Source organism: Streptomyces sp. NPDC005784 (assembly GCF_042871525.1).
Lineage (GTDB): Bacteria > Actinomycetota > Actinomycetes > Streptomycetales > Streptomycetaceae > Streptomyces.
Map to the genome: position 1 here is coordinate 18,327 of NZ_JBIAIQ010000002.1, position 13,197 is coordinate 31,523.

Below are 13,197 nucleotides of genomic sequence, written 5' to 3' on the forward strand. Positions count from 1 at the left end.
CACATTTAATCCGTACGGGTGAAACGATCCCTCATAAGAGGACAGGAACCCCCGACCTCTGGCCTGAGCCGTCACAGATGGCGATGGCGGTCCATGGCAGACGGGTCGGCGGGGGCTCCGCGCGGGGCCCGGTCCCGCGGGGGTGGGAACGGGGCACGGGGGCTCGCGCCAAGGGCCCCGGAGGGTTCGGAGGCCCGTGGCCCCACGACTCAGGGCACGGGACACATCGGCTCGGAACCCCGCCCGGGGCGGCGGCCCCGGGCGGGGCCGTACCGGCGCGTGCCGGGTTGTCAGTGGCTCCGGCTACGGTTCGGTCATGGCTGCCCGTACGAAAACCGCGAAGGACCGTCCGTCCTACCGCTGCACCGAGTGCGGCTGGCAGACGGCCAAGTGGCTCGGCCGCTGCCCCGAATGCCAGGCATGGGGGACGGTCGAGGAGTACGGCACGCCCGCTGTCCGCACGACGGCACCGGGACGGGTCACCACCTCCGCGGTGCCCATCGGACAGGTCGACGGCCGTCAGGCCACCGCCCGCAGCACCGGCGTGCCCGAGCTGGACCGTGTCCTCGGCGGCGGTCTCGTGCCCGGGGCGGTCGTCCTCGTCGCGGGCGAGCCGGGCGTCGGCAAGTCCACCCTCCTGCTGGACGTGGCGGCCAAGTCCGCGAGCGACGAACACCGCACCTTGTATGTGACGGGCGAGGAGTCGGCCAGCCAGGTGCGGCTCCGCGCGGACCGCATCAAGGCGATCGACGACCACCTCTATCTCGCCGCGGAGACCGATCTGGCGGCCGTCCTCGGCCACTTGGACGCGGTGAAGCCGTCCCTGCTCATCCTGGACTCCGTCCAGACGATCGCCTCCCCGGAGATCGACGGCGCACCCGGCGGCATGGCCCAGGTCCGGGAGGTCGCGGGCGCGCTCATCCGCGCCTCCAAGGAGCGCGGCATGTCCACGCTGCTTGTGGGACATGTCACCAAGGACGGCGCGATCGCCGGACCCCGGCTGCTCGAACACCTCGTGGACGTCGTCCTGTCCTTCGAGGGCGACCGGCACGCGCGCCTGAGGCTCGTCCGGGGGGTCAAGAACCGCTACGGCACGACGGACGAGGTCGGCTGCTTCGAGCTGCACGACGAGGGCATCACCGGCCTCACCGACCCCTCGGGGCTCTTCCTGACGCGCCGGACCGAACCCGTCCCCGGCACCTGCCTCACCGTCACCCTCGAAGGCCGCCGCCCGCTGGTCGCCGAAGTGCAGGCGCTCACCGTGGACTCCCAGATCCCCTCCCCGCGCCGTACGACATCCGGCCTGGAGACCTCCCGCGTCTCGATGATGCTCGCCGTCCTGGAGCAGCGCGGCAAGATCAGCGCCCTCGGGAAGCGGGACATCTACTCGGCGACGGTCGGCGGTGTGAAGCTCTCCGAGCCCGCCGCGGACCTCGCCATCGCGCTCGCCCTGGCGTCCGCGGCCAGTGACACCCCGCTGCCCAAGAACCTCGTGGCGATCGGCGAAGTGGGGCTCGCGGGCGAGGTCAGACGGGTCACGGGCGTCCAGCGCAGGCTCTCCGAAGCACACCGTCTGGGCTTCACCCACGCTCTCGTACCGACCGATCCGGGCAAGGTCCCGGCCGGTATGAAGGTCCTGGAAGTGGCCGACATCGGCGCGGCGCTGAGTGTCCTTCCGCGCTCGCGTCGCAGAGAGGCCCCACGGGACGAGGAGCAGCGCCGGTAGACTTTGCCCTGGTCTCGCCCGTCCGTACGAACCGAGGGCGGCCGGAAACCTTCGACCGGAGGAGTGCAGTGGCAGCCAACGACCGGGCAGCAGCTCCCGGAAAGTCCGGTGGGAGCTCCGGTGCCGATGGCCTGATGCGCGCCGCACTGAGCGCCGTGGCACCCGGCACGGCGCTGCGCGACGGGCTTGAACGGATCCTCCGCGGCAACACGGGCGGGCTCATCGTGCTCGGCTCCGACAAGACCGTCGAAGCGATGTGTACGGGCGGGTTCGTCCTGGATGTGGAGTTCACCGCGACCCGTCTGCGTGAACTGTGCAAGCTCGACGGCGGCATCGTGCTCGACAAGGACATCACCAAGATTCTCCGGGCGGGCGTGCAGCTGGTGCCCGACCCGACCATCCCGACGGAAGAGACGGGCACGCGGCACCGCACCGCGGACCGGGTGAGCAAGCAGGTCGGCTACCCCATCGTCTCGGTCTCCCAGTCGATGCGTCTGATCGCGCTGTACGTCGACGGTCAGCGCCGTGTCCTGGAGGACTCCGCCGCGATCCTCTCGCGCGCCAACCAGGCCCTCGCCACTCTGGAGCGCTACAAGCTCCGCCTGGACGAGGTCGCGGGAACGCTGTCGGCGCTGGAGATCGAGGACCTGGTCACCGTCCGGGACGTCTCCGCGGTCGCGCAGCGTCTGGAGATGGTGCGCCGCATCGCCACAGAGATCGCCGAGTACGTCGTCGAACTGGGCACGGACGGCCGTCTGCTGACCCTTCAGCTCGACGAGCTGATCGCCGGCGTCGAGCCCGACCGCGAGCTGGTCGTACGGGACTATGTGCCCGAGCCGACCGCCAAGCGCTCCCGCACGGTCGACGAGGCGCTCTCCGAGCTGGACGCGCTCGCCCACGCCGAACTCCTCGAACTCTCCACGGTGGCAAAAGCGTTGGGCTACACCGGCTCTCCCGAGGCGCTCGACTCCGCGGTCTCCCCGCGCGGCTTCCGCCTCCTGGCCAAGGTGCCGCGCCTGCCCGGCGCGATCATCGACCGGCTCGTGGAGCACTTCGGCGGGCTCCAGAAGCTCCTCGCCGCGAGCGTGGACGACCTCCAGACGGTCGACGGCGTGGGCGAGGCACGCGCGCGCAGCGTCCGCGAGGGGCTGTCCCGTCTCGCGGAGTCGTCGATCCTGGAGCGCTACGTCTAGGGGTTCCCAGTCGGTCGAGGCCCCGGTTCGGGCCTCATCGCGCCGCGGCCCCTCGGATCGGGGCCGGCCGGGCCGAGGGCCCGGACCCTCAGTCCTTGGACAGGACGAACGACGTCTGCGCCTTCGTCAGGCCCGGGGCCTTCGCCTCGACCAGGTAGGTGCCGGCGGGGGCCGAACCCGCAGGCGGCGTCGCGCACTCGGGGGCGCCGGGCTTGCGGTCCCACTTCACCGTGTAGACGACCTGGCTGCCGGCCGGCACGCGGTAGAGGACGCCCGCGGTGTCCTTCGGGCAGTCGTCCGAGGCCCAGATGTCCTTGTCGCTGCCCGCCTGAGTGATCGTCAGGACCGTGTTCTTCGGGCCGAGATCGACCTTGCAGTCGCTGCCCGAGGTGTTCTTGGCGATGAGATCGATCGCGGGCTGCTCACCGGGGGCGTACCTGTTGTGCACGCTCTTGAGCGTCAACTTCACATTGTCCGGGGTGCAGTTGGGGAGAGTGGAACCGGCCGGGAGCTGATCGGCCGATCCGCCGCCGCCGTTCTTCGCCCCGTCGTCGGAGCCGCCGCCGGCACTCGCGCCGGAGCCCGTGGAGCCGTCGCCTGAACCGTCACCGGAGCCGGAACCCCCGCCGGACCCGCCGCCGCTGTCGCTCCCGCTCCCGCCGGTGCCGCCGTCGCTGCCGCTCGACTCGTCGCGGCCGCCCGGGTGTTGGCTGATCGCGGGGCCCGAACCGGACGGGCCCGGCGTGATCGAGCTCGCGGGGTTCTTGCCGTTCGACCCGCCGGCACTGTTGTTGCCGCCCCCGCCGCCGGTGCCGACCACCCAGACGGTGAACAGGCCCAACAGCCCTACTACGGACAGCAGAACGGCCCTCCGACGCCAGTAAATGGTGGAGGGGAGCGGCCCGACCGGATTGCGCAGAGATCCCACGGCGCAAACTGTACGAGAGATCGGCCGCGCCGCTCGCCCCACCCGCCGCCCTGGTACCAACTTTTCCGGATCATCATCCCGGCGGGCACCCCTCCCGGCGCCGCGACGGCCGCCGGGTGCGGTCTTTCACCACCGCCCGCCCCCGGCGTCGTCCCCGCATCCTCACCGCCGCATGGCAGGATCGACATCGCCATGACTGCACCCACCAAGCCCACCGAGCCCACCCGGAACGCTCCCGGCGAGAACCTCCACACCCCCGTCATCGCCTGGTTCGACGAGCACGCCCGCGATCTGCCCTGGCGGCATCCCGATGCCGGTCCCTGGGCGGTGATGGTCAGCGAGTTCATGCTCCAGCAGACCCCGGTCAACCGCGTCCTGCCCGTGTACGAACAGTGGCTGGCCCGCTGGCCGCGCCCCGCCGATCTCGCGAAGGACGCCCCCGGGGAAGCCGTCCGGACCTGGGGGCGGCTCGGTTACCCGCGCCGCGCACTGCGTCTGCACGGCGCCGCCGTGGCCATAATGGAGCGGCACGGCGGCGACGTACCGACGGAGCACGCGCAGTTGCTGGCGCTGCCCGGCATCGGGGAGTACACGGCCGCGGCGGTCGCGTCGTTCGCCTACGGCCAGCGGCATCCCGTACTGGACACCAACGTCCGCAGGGTCTTCGCCCGCGCCGTCACCGGCGTGCAGTACCCGCCGAACGCCACCACCGCCGCCGAACGCAGGCTCGCCCGCGCCCTGCTGCCCGAGAGCGAGAGCACGGCGTCGCGCTGGGCCGCGGCGTCCATGGAGCTCGGCGCACTGGTCTGCACGGCGAAGAACGAGACGTGTCACCGCTGCCCGATCGCCGCGCAGTGCGCGTGGCGGCTGGCCGGCAAGCCGGAGCACGACGGACCGCCGCGCAAGGGGCAGACGTACGCGGGCACGGACCGCCAGGTGCGCGGCAAGCTGCTGGCCGTCCTGCGGGAGGCGCATGTGCCGGTTCCGCAGACCGCGCTGGACCGGGTGTGGGACGAACCCGTCCAGCGGGGCCGGGCACTCGACGGACTCGTCGCCGACGGACTCGTGGAGCCGCTCCCGGGTGGTCTGTATCGGCTGCCCCTGACATAGCGGCGACACCAAAACCGGATCAACCGGGACGTACGACCGCATCCCTTTACCCCGCACCCACGACCGTTACACAACCGACGGACAGCCGAGTGCTGGCCGCAGGCTGTCTCGGACAACCCCGTGACAACCCCTCCGTAGCTTCAGTGCCGTACCGCAGGAAAGGCCGCAACGAGCGGCGGGAGAGCGGCGGTTCGCAGGGCAACGGACAACCGGCAGCAGGCAGGTCGGAAACGGGGATGGAGGCGGTTGATCATGGCGCACGGCGAGGTGCTCGAATTCGAGGAGTACGTCCGCACTCGGCAGGACGCGCTGCTGCGCAGTGCACGCCGCCTGGTCCCCGACCCGGTCGACGCCCAGGACCTGCTCCAGACCGCGCTCGTACGGACGTACGGCCGGTGGGAGGGCATCGCGGACAAGCGCCTCGCCGACGCCTACCTGCGCCGCGTGATGATCAATACGCGCACCGAGTGGTGGCGGGCCCGCAAGCTCGAGGAGGTGCCCACCGAGCAGCTGCCGGACGCGTGTGTGGAGGACGCCACCGAGCAGCACGCGGACCGCGCGCTGCTGATGGACATCATGAAGGTGCTGGCACCCAAGCAGCGCAGTGTCGTGGTGCTGCGACACTGGGAGCAGATGTCCACGGAAGAGACGGCCGCCGCACTCGGTATGTCGGCCGGAACGGTCAAGAGCACGCTGCACCGGGCGCTGGCGCGGCTCCGCGAGGAGCTGGAGAGCCGCGACCTGGACGCCCGCGCGCTCGAACGTGAGGAGCGGGAGCGTTGCGCGGCCTAGGAGTTGGGGCCAGAGCGGCCCTGAAGGCGGGGAGTTCGGCGGCTGCCGGGCTCACCGCCCTCGGCCTTTTCGTGACCGCGTGCGCCACCGGCGGCACCGGCGCCCGCGACGAGGGCCCGGCGGGCAGCGACGCCGTCGCCAAGGGCAGCATCACGCCGGCCGTCTCCGGGTCGCCCTCCAAGGCACCCAAGCGCGTGGACGCGGTCAAGATCGTCAAGGGTGACCCGGCGGTCAGCGCGGCGGTCAAGCGCGACCTGAAGCCGTGCGTCGCCGACGAGTACCCGGTCGACGTGTCGTACGGGGACCTGACCGGCGGCTCCTCGAACGACATCGTGATCAACGTGATGACCTGTGCCGATGCCGTCGGCGTCGGCTCGTACGTCTATCGCGAGCAGAACGGCAGGTACCAGAATGTCTTCAAGGCCGAGGAGCCGCCGGTCTACGCCGAGATCGACCGGGGCGATCTGGTGGTCACCCAGCAGCTGTACGAGAAGGGCGACCCGGTGTCGTACCCCTCCAGCGAGGAAGTGATCACCTACAGCTGGTCCGCGACGCGCTTCACCGAGCAGTCCCGGATCCACAACGACTACAGCAACGCGGTGGGCGGCACGAGTTCGCCCGACCCCGACGCGAACTGAGAGGGGACGGAGCAGCCGGATGGCAGAGCAGACCCACGTCCTGTTCGTCGAGGACGACGACGTCATCCGCGAGGCCACGCAACTCGCCCTGGAGCGCGACGGCTTCGCGGTCACGGCCATGCCCGACGGGCTCTCGGGCCTGGAGGCGTTCCGCGCCGACCGTCCCGACATCGCCCTGCTGGACGTAATGGTCCCCGGGCTCGACGGCGTCTCGCTGTGCCGTCGTATCCGCGACGAGTCGACCGTGCCGGTCATCATGCTGTCCGCGCGCGCCGACTCGATCGACGTCGTGCTCGGCCTGGAGGCGGGCGCCGACGACTATGTGACCAAGCCCTTCGACGGCGCCGTGCTGGTCGCCCGTATCCGCGCGGTGCTGCGCCGCTTCGGGCACGCGAGCGGCGGCGCGGGCGCGACGGCCGAAGGATCCGCGCCGGTGGACGGCGGGGTGCTGGCGTTCGGTGATCTGGAGATCGACACCGAAGGCATGGAGGTTCTCAGGAGCGGTACGCCGGTGGCGCTGACGCCCACCGAGATGCGGCTGCTCCTGGAGTTCTCGTCCGCGCCCGGGACGGTGCTGAGCCGCGACAAGCTGCTCGAACGTGTGTGGGACTACGGCTGGGGCGGGGACACCCGTGTGGTCGACGTCCATGTGCAGCGGCTGCGTACGAAGATCGGCCAGGACCGTATCGAGACGGTCCGCGGCTTCGGCTACAAGTTGAAGGCCTGAGCACGGTATGCGGGGGATATTTCAGCGCTCGGCTCCGGGGAAGCCCTCGGTTCCGGGGCAGGCACCGGTTCCGGGGAGACGCGCGGACGCGGGCGGCGGCGTGAACACGGGTTGGCGCGACGACGTGGGCGTCGGCGTCCACAGAGATTCCGGCGGGGGCGAGATCCTCGGCAGGGGTACCGGCAGGGCCGGAGGCCTCGGCGGAGTCACCGGCAGGAGCCGAAGCATCGGCATCGGGATCGACCGGGGCGCGGATTCGGGTACGAGCATTCGTACGGGCATCCGCTGGAAGCTGAGCACGGCGATCGCCCTGGTCGGCGCGTTGGTCGCCATCGCGCTGAGCCTGGTCGTGCACAACGCGGCCCGCGTCTCGATGCTGGACAACTCGCGCGACCTGGCCGACGAGCGCATCCAGCTCGCCGAGCGCATGTACGGGCCGGGCCGGCCGCCGCCGTTCGGGGCCAAGATCGACGATCCCGCCATTCCGGTGGACCTGATGACGAAGGTCTCGGAGGGGCGGCGGGCGACCTACGTCTCCGACAGCGCGAAAGGCGTGCCGGACATCTGGGCCGCCGTACCGCTCAGGAACGGCCAGGTGCTGTCCTGGCACGAGCGGTTCACGGACCGCAACGCGGACGTGATGAAGGACCTCGACCAGGCGCTGATCATCGGCTCCATCGCCGTCGTCTTCGGCGGCAGCGCGCTCGGTGTGCTCATCGGCGGCCAGCTGTCGCGCCGACTGCGCAAGGCGGCGGCCGCCGCGAACCGGGTCGCCAAGGGCGAGCGGGACGTCCGGGTGCGGGACGCGATCGGCGGTGTCGTGCTCGACGAGACCGATGACCTCGCGCGTGCCGTGGACGCCATGGCCGACGCGCTCCAGCAGCGCATCGAGGCCGAGCGCCGGGTCACCGCCGACATCGCCCACGAACTGCGCACCCCGGTGACGGGGCTGCTCACGGCGGCCGAGCTGCTGCCGCCCGGCCGCCCCACCGAGCTCGTACGGGACCGGGCGCAGGCCATGCGCACCCTCGTCGAGGACGTCCTCGAGGTCGCCCGGCTCGACGGGGCCTCCGAGCGGGCCGAGCTGCAGGACATCATGCTCGGCGAGTTCGTGGCCCGGCGAGTGGCCGCCAAGGGCGCGGACGTCGAGGTGCGGGTGGTGCACGAGTCGGAGGTCACCACGGACCCGCGCCGCCTGGAGCGCGTCCTGCTCAACCTCCTGGCGAACGCCGCCCGGCACGGCCGACCGCCGATCGAGGTCACCGTCGAGGGCCGCGTCATCCGCGTCCGCGACCACGGCCCCGGCTTCCCCGAGAAGCTCCTCGCCGAGGGGCCGAGCCGCTTCCGCACCGGCAGCACCGACCGCGCGGGCGACGGCCACGGACTCGGCCTCACCATCGCCGCGGGCCAGGCACGGGTGCTCGGCGCGCGGCTGACCTTCCGCAACGTCCGGCCCGCCGGGGCCCCGGACGACGTACCCGCCGAGGGCGCGGTCGCGGTGCTGTGGCTGCCGGAACACGCGCCGACGAGCACCGGGAGCTACCCGATCCTGCCGCCGTCCGGGAAATAGCCGCAACGGCGAGGGCCCGGCCTGACGGCTACGGGCCCGGCGGGGCCCGTCCCAGGGGCTACAGCCCCGGCGGGGGCCAGGCCCGGCGGGGCCAGGCCCAACGGGGCCAGGCCCGGCGGGGCCAGTCCTAGCGGCTCCAGTCCTTGTCCAGGTCGAGCTCGCCCTCGCGCTGCTGGGTGAAGGAGAACCAGTTCCCCGAGTCGTCGCGGAACAGCGCTTCCGTGCCGTACGGGCGCTCCTGCGGTTCCTGGAGGAACTCCACGCCGCGGTCCTTGAGCTTCTTGTAGTCGCCGTGGATGTCGTCGGTCCTCAGCACGCCCGCGCCGAGCACGCCCTTGGCGATCAGCTTCTTCATCATCTCGGCGGACTCGGGGTCCATGGCGGGCGGTCCGGGCACCATGAGGGTCAGCTCGATCCCGGGCTGATCCGGGGCGCCGACGGTGAGCCAGCGCATGCCGCCCTCGCCCATCGTCATGTCCGTACGGAGTTCGAGCCCGAGCTTCTCGGTGTAGAACTCCTTGGCCCGGTCCTGGTCGAGGACCCAGACGGTCGAGATGGCGAGTCCTTTGATCATGGTGTGCTCCAGGTGTGCGGGATCGCGAGGTGTGCGCGGTCGGGCCGGATCGGCGTCCTCTGTGCGTTCCCTGCCACGGTAGGCGGCCTCCGCGTCACGGCGCTTCTCCGGAATTGCGCTCTCCCCCACCGGAGCCCGAACGGGATTCCGCGCCCGGCGCACCGGAGCCGGTACGGGATTCCGCGCCCGGCCCGGTCCGGAAGCCGCCGGCCCAGAGCATCGCGTAGCAGCCGGGTATCAGCGCGGCACCCCGCCCGACGTGTTTCGCCCGGTACTCGCTCGGGGTCAGCCCGGTCCATGTCTTGAAGCGCGTCGAGAAGGTGCCGAGGCTGCTGAAGCCGACCAGATGGCAGATCCCGGTCACCGAGAGGTTCGCGGTGCGCAGCAGGTCCTCGGCCCGGTCGATGCGCCGGTGCGTCAGATACTGGCCCGGGGTCTCGCCGTACGCCGCCTTGAAGGCCCGTATGAAGTGATACCGCGAATATCCGGCCCGCGCGGCCAGCGCGTCGAGATCGGTGCCGGGCTCGGCCCAGTCCCGATCGATGACGTCCTTGGCGAGCCGCAACTGCCGCATTCGGTCCACGTTCCCGATGGTGGCACGCGGCACTGACAGTGACCCGGCACGGGAGAAGGCCCGCACAGGAGAAGGCCCGCACGGGAGAAGGCCCCCGGGGCGGACAACGCCGGGGGCCTTCGTTTCGAGGAGTTCAGGGGCCGGCGGAAAGGCCGGCCCCGCGATCAGGTCAGACCGTCTCGGCGAGCGGGACCTGGGGTGCCTCGGCCGGCGTGCCGTCCTCGGCGGGCTTGGGCGCTCCCGCTCCCTTGAGGGCGACCTCCTTGACGAACACCGACGAGATCATCACGATCACGGCCACCGACGCGCCCAGCAGGAAGGCCGAGTGCGTACCGGCCGACACCGCGTGCTGGTAGGCCTCGCGAGCCGCCGCCGGCAGCTTCGCCAGGCTCGCCGCGTCCAGCTGCGGGGACTGCTCGGTGATCTTCGAGCCCAGCGCGCCGGCCTTCTCGGCCATGACGTCCTTGACGCGGTTGTTGAACAGCGCGCCCATGACGGCGACACCGAACGACGAGCCGAGCGTACGGAACAGGGTGGTGGAGGAGGACGCGACGCCCATGTCCTTCATCTCCACGCTGTTCTGCGCCACCAGCATGGTGACCTGCATCAGGCAGCCCATGCCCAGGCCGAGGACGGCCATGTAGACGCCGGACATGAAACGGGTGGTGTCCGTGTCCATCGTCGACAGCAGGTAGAGGCCGATCACCATCAGCACACCGCCGATGACGGGGAAGATCTTGTAGCGGCCGGTGGCGGTGGTGACCCGCCCGGCGACCATCGACGTCACGAGCATCGCGCCCAGCATGGGCAGCAGCAGCAGACCGGAGTTGGTCGCGGACGCGCCCTGTACCGCCTGCTGGTACAGCGGCAGGAACAGCGTGGCGCCGAACATGGCGAAGCCGGTGACGAAGCCGATGATCGACATCAGGGTGAAGTTGCGGCTGCGGAAGATGTGCAGCGGCACGATCGGCTCGGCGGCCTTGGTCTGCCAGAAGACGAACCCGACCAGCGCGGCGACGCCGAGACCGATGAGCTCCATGATCCGCGCGGACGACCAGGCGTACTCCGTGCCGCCCCAGGTGGTGACGAGGACGATGGAGGTGATGCCGACGGTCAGCAGAGCGGCACCGAGGTAGTCGATGCGCGTCTCGGACCGCTTCTTCGGCAGGTGCAGGACGATGCTGATCGCGGCGAGCGCGACCGCGCCGAGCGGCAGGTTGATGTAGAAGGACCAGCGCCAGCCCCAGTTGTCGGTGATGGTGCCGCCGATCAGCGGACCGCCGATCATCGCGAGCGCCATGATGCCGGCCATCATGCCCTGGTACTTGCCGCGCTCACGGGGCGGGATCAGGTCACCGATGATCGCCATGACGCCGACCATGAGACCGCCGGCGCCGAGACCCTGAATGGCGCGGAATCCGATCAGCTCACCCATGTTCTGGGCCATGCCGCTCAGCGCGGAGCCGATCAGGAAGATCACGATCGAGGTCATGAAGGCGCCCTTGCGCCCGTACATGTCGCCGACCTTGCCCCAGATCGGGGTGGAGGCCGCGGTGGCGAGGGTGTACGCCGTCACGACCCAGGAAAGGTGTTCGAGTCCGCCGAGATCACCGACGATGGTCGGCATGGCCGTGCCGACGATCATGTTGTCGAGCATCGCCAGCATCATCGTGAGCATCAGCGCGAGCAGGACCACGCGCACGCTGCGCTGTCGCTTCCCGCCCTCGACCGCCGGCTGGCCGTCGGCCTGTGGCCCGGCCTGCTCCGCGGCCGGTTCGGCCGCTTTCGTCTTGTCCGCCATCGTTCTTCCCACTCCCCTAGTACCTCTGCCGCCGCCCGGCTACTTACTTGCCGACCGGCAAGCTGACTACACTCCGGGAAAATAGCCCCGCAACTAGCCGGGCGTCAAGTAAGTATGACTAGTTTTACCAGCCGGTCGACAGGTAAGTTTCAGGGAGCGCGAGGAATACGAGGATGGGCGGCACGATGGACGGCACCAAGCGGCAGCGCCGGGGCGACACACGGCAGCGCATCCAGGACGTAGCCCTCGAACTCTTCTCCGAGCAGGGCTACGAGAAGACCTCGCTGCGCGAGATAGCCGAGCACCTCGGTGTCACCAAGGCGGCGCTCTACTACCACTTCAAGACCAAGGAAGAGATCCTCATCAGCCTGTTCGAGGATCTGACGCGGCCGCTCGACGAGCTGATCGACTGGGGCAAGCAGCAGCCGCACAGCCTGGAGACCAAGAAGGAGGTGCTGCGCCGCTACAGCGAAGCCCTCGGCGGCGCGTCCCCGCTCTTCCGCTTCATGCAGGAGAACCAGGCGACGGTACGCGAGCTGAGCATCGGCGAGACCTTCAAGGACCGCATGATCAGCATGCTGGAGATCATCAAGGAGCCCGAGTCGCCGCTGACCGACCAGGTCCGCTGCATCAGCGCGCTCTTCACGATGCACGCCGGCATGTTCGTGCTCAAAGACGTCGAAGGCGACCCCGAGGACAAGCGCAAGGCTGTCCTGGAGGTCGCGATCGATCTGGTGACACAGGCCCACGGGGGCGGAGCGGCCCACGGAGGCGGAGTTTCCTAGCGCCGCTTTCCGGACGCCGGGGCTCCGCCTCGGGCTCTGCTCCGGCACTCCGCACCGGGGCTCCGCGCCGGGTCACCGGCGCGGGTGGGTCAGACAGTCACGCCCATGTTGTGCAGGAACGTGACGGGGTTGATGGCCGAGCCGTAGTTCGGGGTCGTACGGATCTCGAAGTGCAGGTGCGGGCCACTGGAGTTACCGGTGTTGCCGGACAGGGCTATGTGCTGACCGGTGGCGACGACCTGGCCGACGTGCACGTCGATGCGCGACAGGTGGGCGTACTGCGAGTACGTGCCGTTGCCGTGCTTGATGACGATGGCGTTGCCGTACGCCGGACCGTCACCGGCGCCGTTGCCGCCCGCCTTGACGACGGTGCCGCCGTGCGCGGCCATGACGTTGGTGCCCTGCGGCACGGCGAAGTCCTGGCCGGAGTGCTTGTGGGCCCACATGCCGCCGGCCTGGTTGAAGGTGGCGGACAGCGTGTACTTCGCGACCGGGTCGATCCAGGAGGCGGCCTTCTTGGCGACGGCCTTCTTCGCGACGGCGGCCTTGTTGGCGGCCGCGGCCTTCTTCACGGCGGCGGCCTTGGCCTGAGCGGCGGCCTGCGTCTGAACGGCGTTGGCCGCGGTGACGGTCGCGCTGGTGCTGACGCCCGTTTCGGCGGCGGTCGCGACCCCTGCGCCCAGTACGGCCGAGGCGCCCAGACCGACGGCCAGGACGGCCGCCCGAGTGCGGACCAGGGAAGTAAGGGACTTGCGGGACGTGACGCGCTTCGACATGAA

Annotated in this window: 13 protein-coding genes; 8 read left to right on the forward strand and 5 right to left on the reverse strand. The window is 70.5% G+C overall.

Annotated features, from left to right (window positions below; all coding sequences use genetic code 11):
• Positions 1–316 precede the first annotated feature (316 nt).
• On the forward strand, positions 317–1,726 hold the full coding sequence (gene radA, locus ACFYR3_RS03025; RefSeq protein ID WP_355842583.1) for a DNA repair protein RadA: 1,410 nt from the start codon (positions 317–319) through the stop codon (positions 1,724–1,726).
• A gap of 68 nt (positions 1,727–1,794) precedes the next feature.
• Positions 1,795–2,919 carry a DNA integrity scanning diadenylate cyclase DisA gene (gene disA, locus ACFYR3_RS03030; RefSeq protein WP_261704645.1) on the forward strand — a complete coding sequence of 375 codons (1,125 nt, stop codon included), beginning with the start codon at positions 1,795–1,797 and terminating at the stop codon, positions 2,917–2,919.
• Positions 2,920–3,007: 88 nt separating this feature from the next.
• Here the strand turns inward: disA and ACFYR3_RS03035 are convergent, their stop codons facing one another.
• A complete protein-coding gene (locus tag ACFYR3_RS03035) occupies positions 3,008–3,847 on the reverse strand; it encodes a hypothetical protein (RefSeq protein WP_389281246.1) in 840 nt (279 codons plus the stop codon).
• Positions 3,848–4,039: 192 nt separating this feature from the next.
• Between ACFYR3_RS03035 and ACFYR3_RS03040 the strand changes: the two genes are divergently transcribed.
• The 5 genes from ACFYR3_RS03040 (at position 4,040) to cseC (ending at position 8,684) form a co-directional block, all read left to right on the forward strand.
• Positions 4,040–4,957, forward strand: a complete 918-nt coding sequence (locus ACFYR3_RS03040; protein WP_389281248.1) for an A/G-specific adenine glycosylase — start codon at positions 4,040–4,042, stop codon at positions 4,955–4,957.
• Positions 4,958–5,209: 252 nt separating this feature from the next.
• Positions 5,210–5,749 (forward strand): SigE family RNA polymerase sigma factor, encoded by a 540-nt coding sequence (locus ACFYR3_RS03045; RefSeq protein WP_339130720.1) that lies wholly within the window; start codon positions 5,210–5,212, stop codon positions 5,747–5,749.
• On the forward strand, positions 5,737–6,387 hold the full coding sequence (locus ACFYR3_RS03050) for a hypothetical protein (RefSeq protein WP_355842594.1): 651 nt from the start codon (positions 5,737–5,739) through the stop codon (positions 6,385–6,387). Before ACFYR3_RS03045 ends, ACFYR3_RS03050 begins: the two co-directional genes overlap by 13 nt.
• 19 nt (positions 6,388–6,406) lie before the next feature.
• Positions 6,407–7,114, forward strand: coding sequence for a two-component system response regulator CseB (gene cseB / locus ACFYR3_RS03055; protein WP_355842597.1), 708 nt, complete (start codon positions 6,407–6,409; stop codon positions 7,112–7,114).
• Positions 7,115–7,121: 7 nt separating this feature from the next.
• Positions 7,122–8,684, forward strand: coding sequence for a two-component system sensor histidine kinase CseC (gene cseC / locus ACFYR3_RS03060; protein ID WP_389281251.1), 1,563 nt, complete (start codon positions 7,122–7,124; stop codon positions 8,682–8,684).
• 127 nt (positions 8,685–8,811) lie between these two features.
• Here the strand turns inward: cseC and ACFYR3_RS03065 are convergent, their stop codons facing one another.
• The 3 genes from ACFYR3_RS03065 to ACFYR3_RS03075 form a co-directional block, all read right to left on the reverse strand.
• Positions 8,812–9,258 (reverse strand): VOC family protein, encoded by a 447-nt coding sequence (locus ACFYR3_RS03065; RefSeq protein ID WP_389281253.1) that lies wholly within the window; start codon positions 9,256–9,258, stop codon positions 8,812–8,814.
• A gap of 94 nt (positions 9,259–9,352) precedes the next feature.
• Positions 9,353–9,832, reverse strand: a complete 480-nt coding sequence (locus ACFYR3_RS03070; protein WP_355842965.1) for a helix-turn-helix transcriptional regulator — start codon at positions 9,830–9,832, stop codon at positions 9,353–9,355.
• Positions 9,833–10,001: 169 nt separating this feature from the next.
• A complete protein-coding gene (locus ACFYR3_RS03075) occupies positions 10,002–11,633 on the reverse strand; it encodes an MDR family MFS transporter (protein WP_355842603.1) in 1,632 nt (543 codons plus the stop codon).
• Between the two features lie 173 nt (positions 11,634–11,806).
• Here ACFYR3_RS03075 and ACFYR3_RS03080 point away from each other — a divergent pair, with 173 nt between their 5' ends.
• Entirely contained in the window at positions 11,807–12,418 is a 612-nt protein-coding gene (locus ACFYR3_RS03080; RefSeq protein WP_355842606.1) for a TetR/AcrR family transcriptional regulator, read from the forward strand.
• 89 nt (positions 12,419–12,507) lie between these two features.
• Here the strand turns inward: ACFYR3_RS03080 and ACFYR3_RS03085 are convergent, their stop codons facing one another.
• Complete coding sequence (locus ACFYR3_RS03085; RefSeq protein ID WP_356783969.1) at positions 12,508–13,194, reverse strand: M23 family metallopeptidase; 687 nt, start codon at positions 13,192–13,194, stop codon at positions 12,508–12,510.
• Positions 13,195–13,197 lie beyond the last annotated feature (3 nt).

Coding starts and splice junctions, on each gene's coding strand:
- radA (WP_355842583.1), top strand. CDS start 317: ATGGCTGCCCGTACGAAAACCGCGAAGGACCGTCCGTCCTACCGCTGC.
- ACFYR3_RS03070 (WP_355842965.1), bottom strand. CDS start 9,832: ATGCGGCAGTTGCGGCTCGCCAAGGACGTCATCGATCGGGACTGGGCC.
- ACFYR3_RS03075 (WP_355842603.1), bottom strand. CDS start 11,633: ATGGCGGACAAGACGAAAGCGGCCGAACCGGCCGCGGAGCAGGCCGGG.
- cseC (WP_389281251.1), top strand. CDS start 7,122: ATGCGGGGGATATTTCAGCGCTCGGCTCCGGGGAAGCCCTCGGTTCCG.
- ACFYR3_RS03045 (WP_339130720.1), top strand. CDS start 5,210: ATGGCGCACGGCGAGGTGCTCGAATTCGAGGAGTACGTCCGCACTCGG.
- ACFYR3_RS03065 (WP_389281253.1), bottom strand. CDS start 9,258: ATGATCAAAGGACTCGCCATCTCGACCGTCTGGGTCCTCGACCAGGAC.
- ACFYR3_RS03080 (WP_355842606.1), top strand. CDS start 11,807: ATGGGCGGCACGATGGACGGCACCAAGCGGCAGCGCCGGGGCGACACA.
- ACFYR3_RS03040 (WP_389281248.1), top strand. CDS start 4,040: ATGACTGCACCCACCAAGCCCACCGAGCCCACCCGGAACGCTCCCGGC.
- ACFYR3_RS03085 (WP_356783969.1), bottom strand. CDS start 13,194: ATGTCGAAGCGCGTCACGTCCCGCAAGTCCCTTACTTCCCTGGTCCGC.
- cseB (WP_355842597.1), top strand. CDS start 6,407: ATGGCAGAGCAGACCCACGTCCTGTTCGTCGAGGACGACGACGTCATC.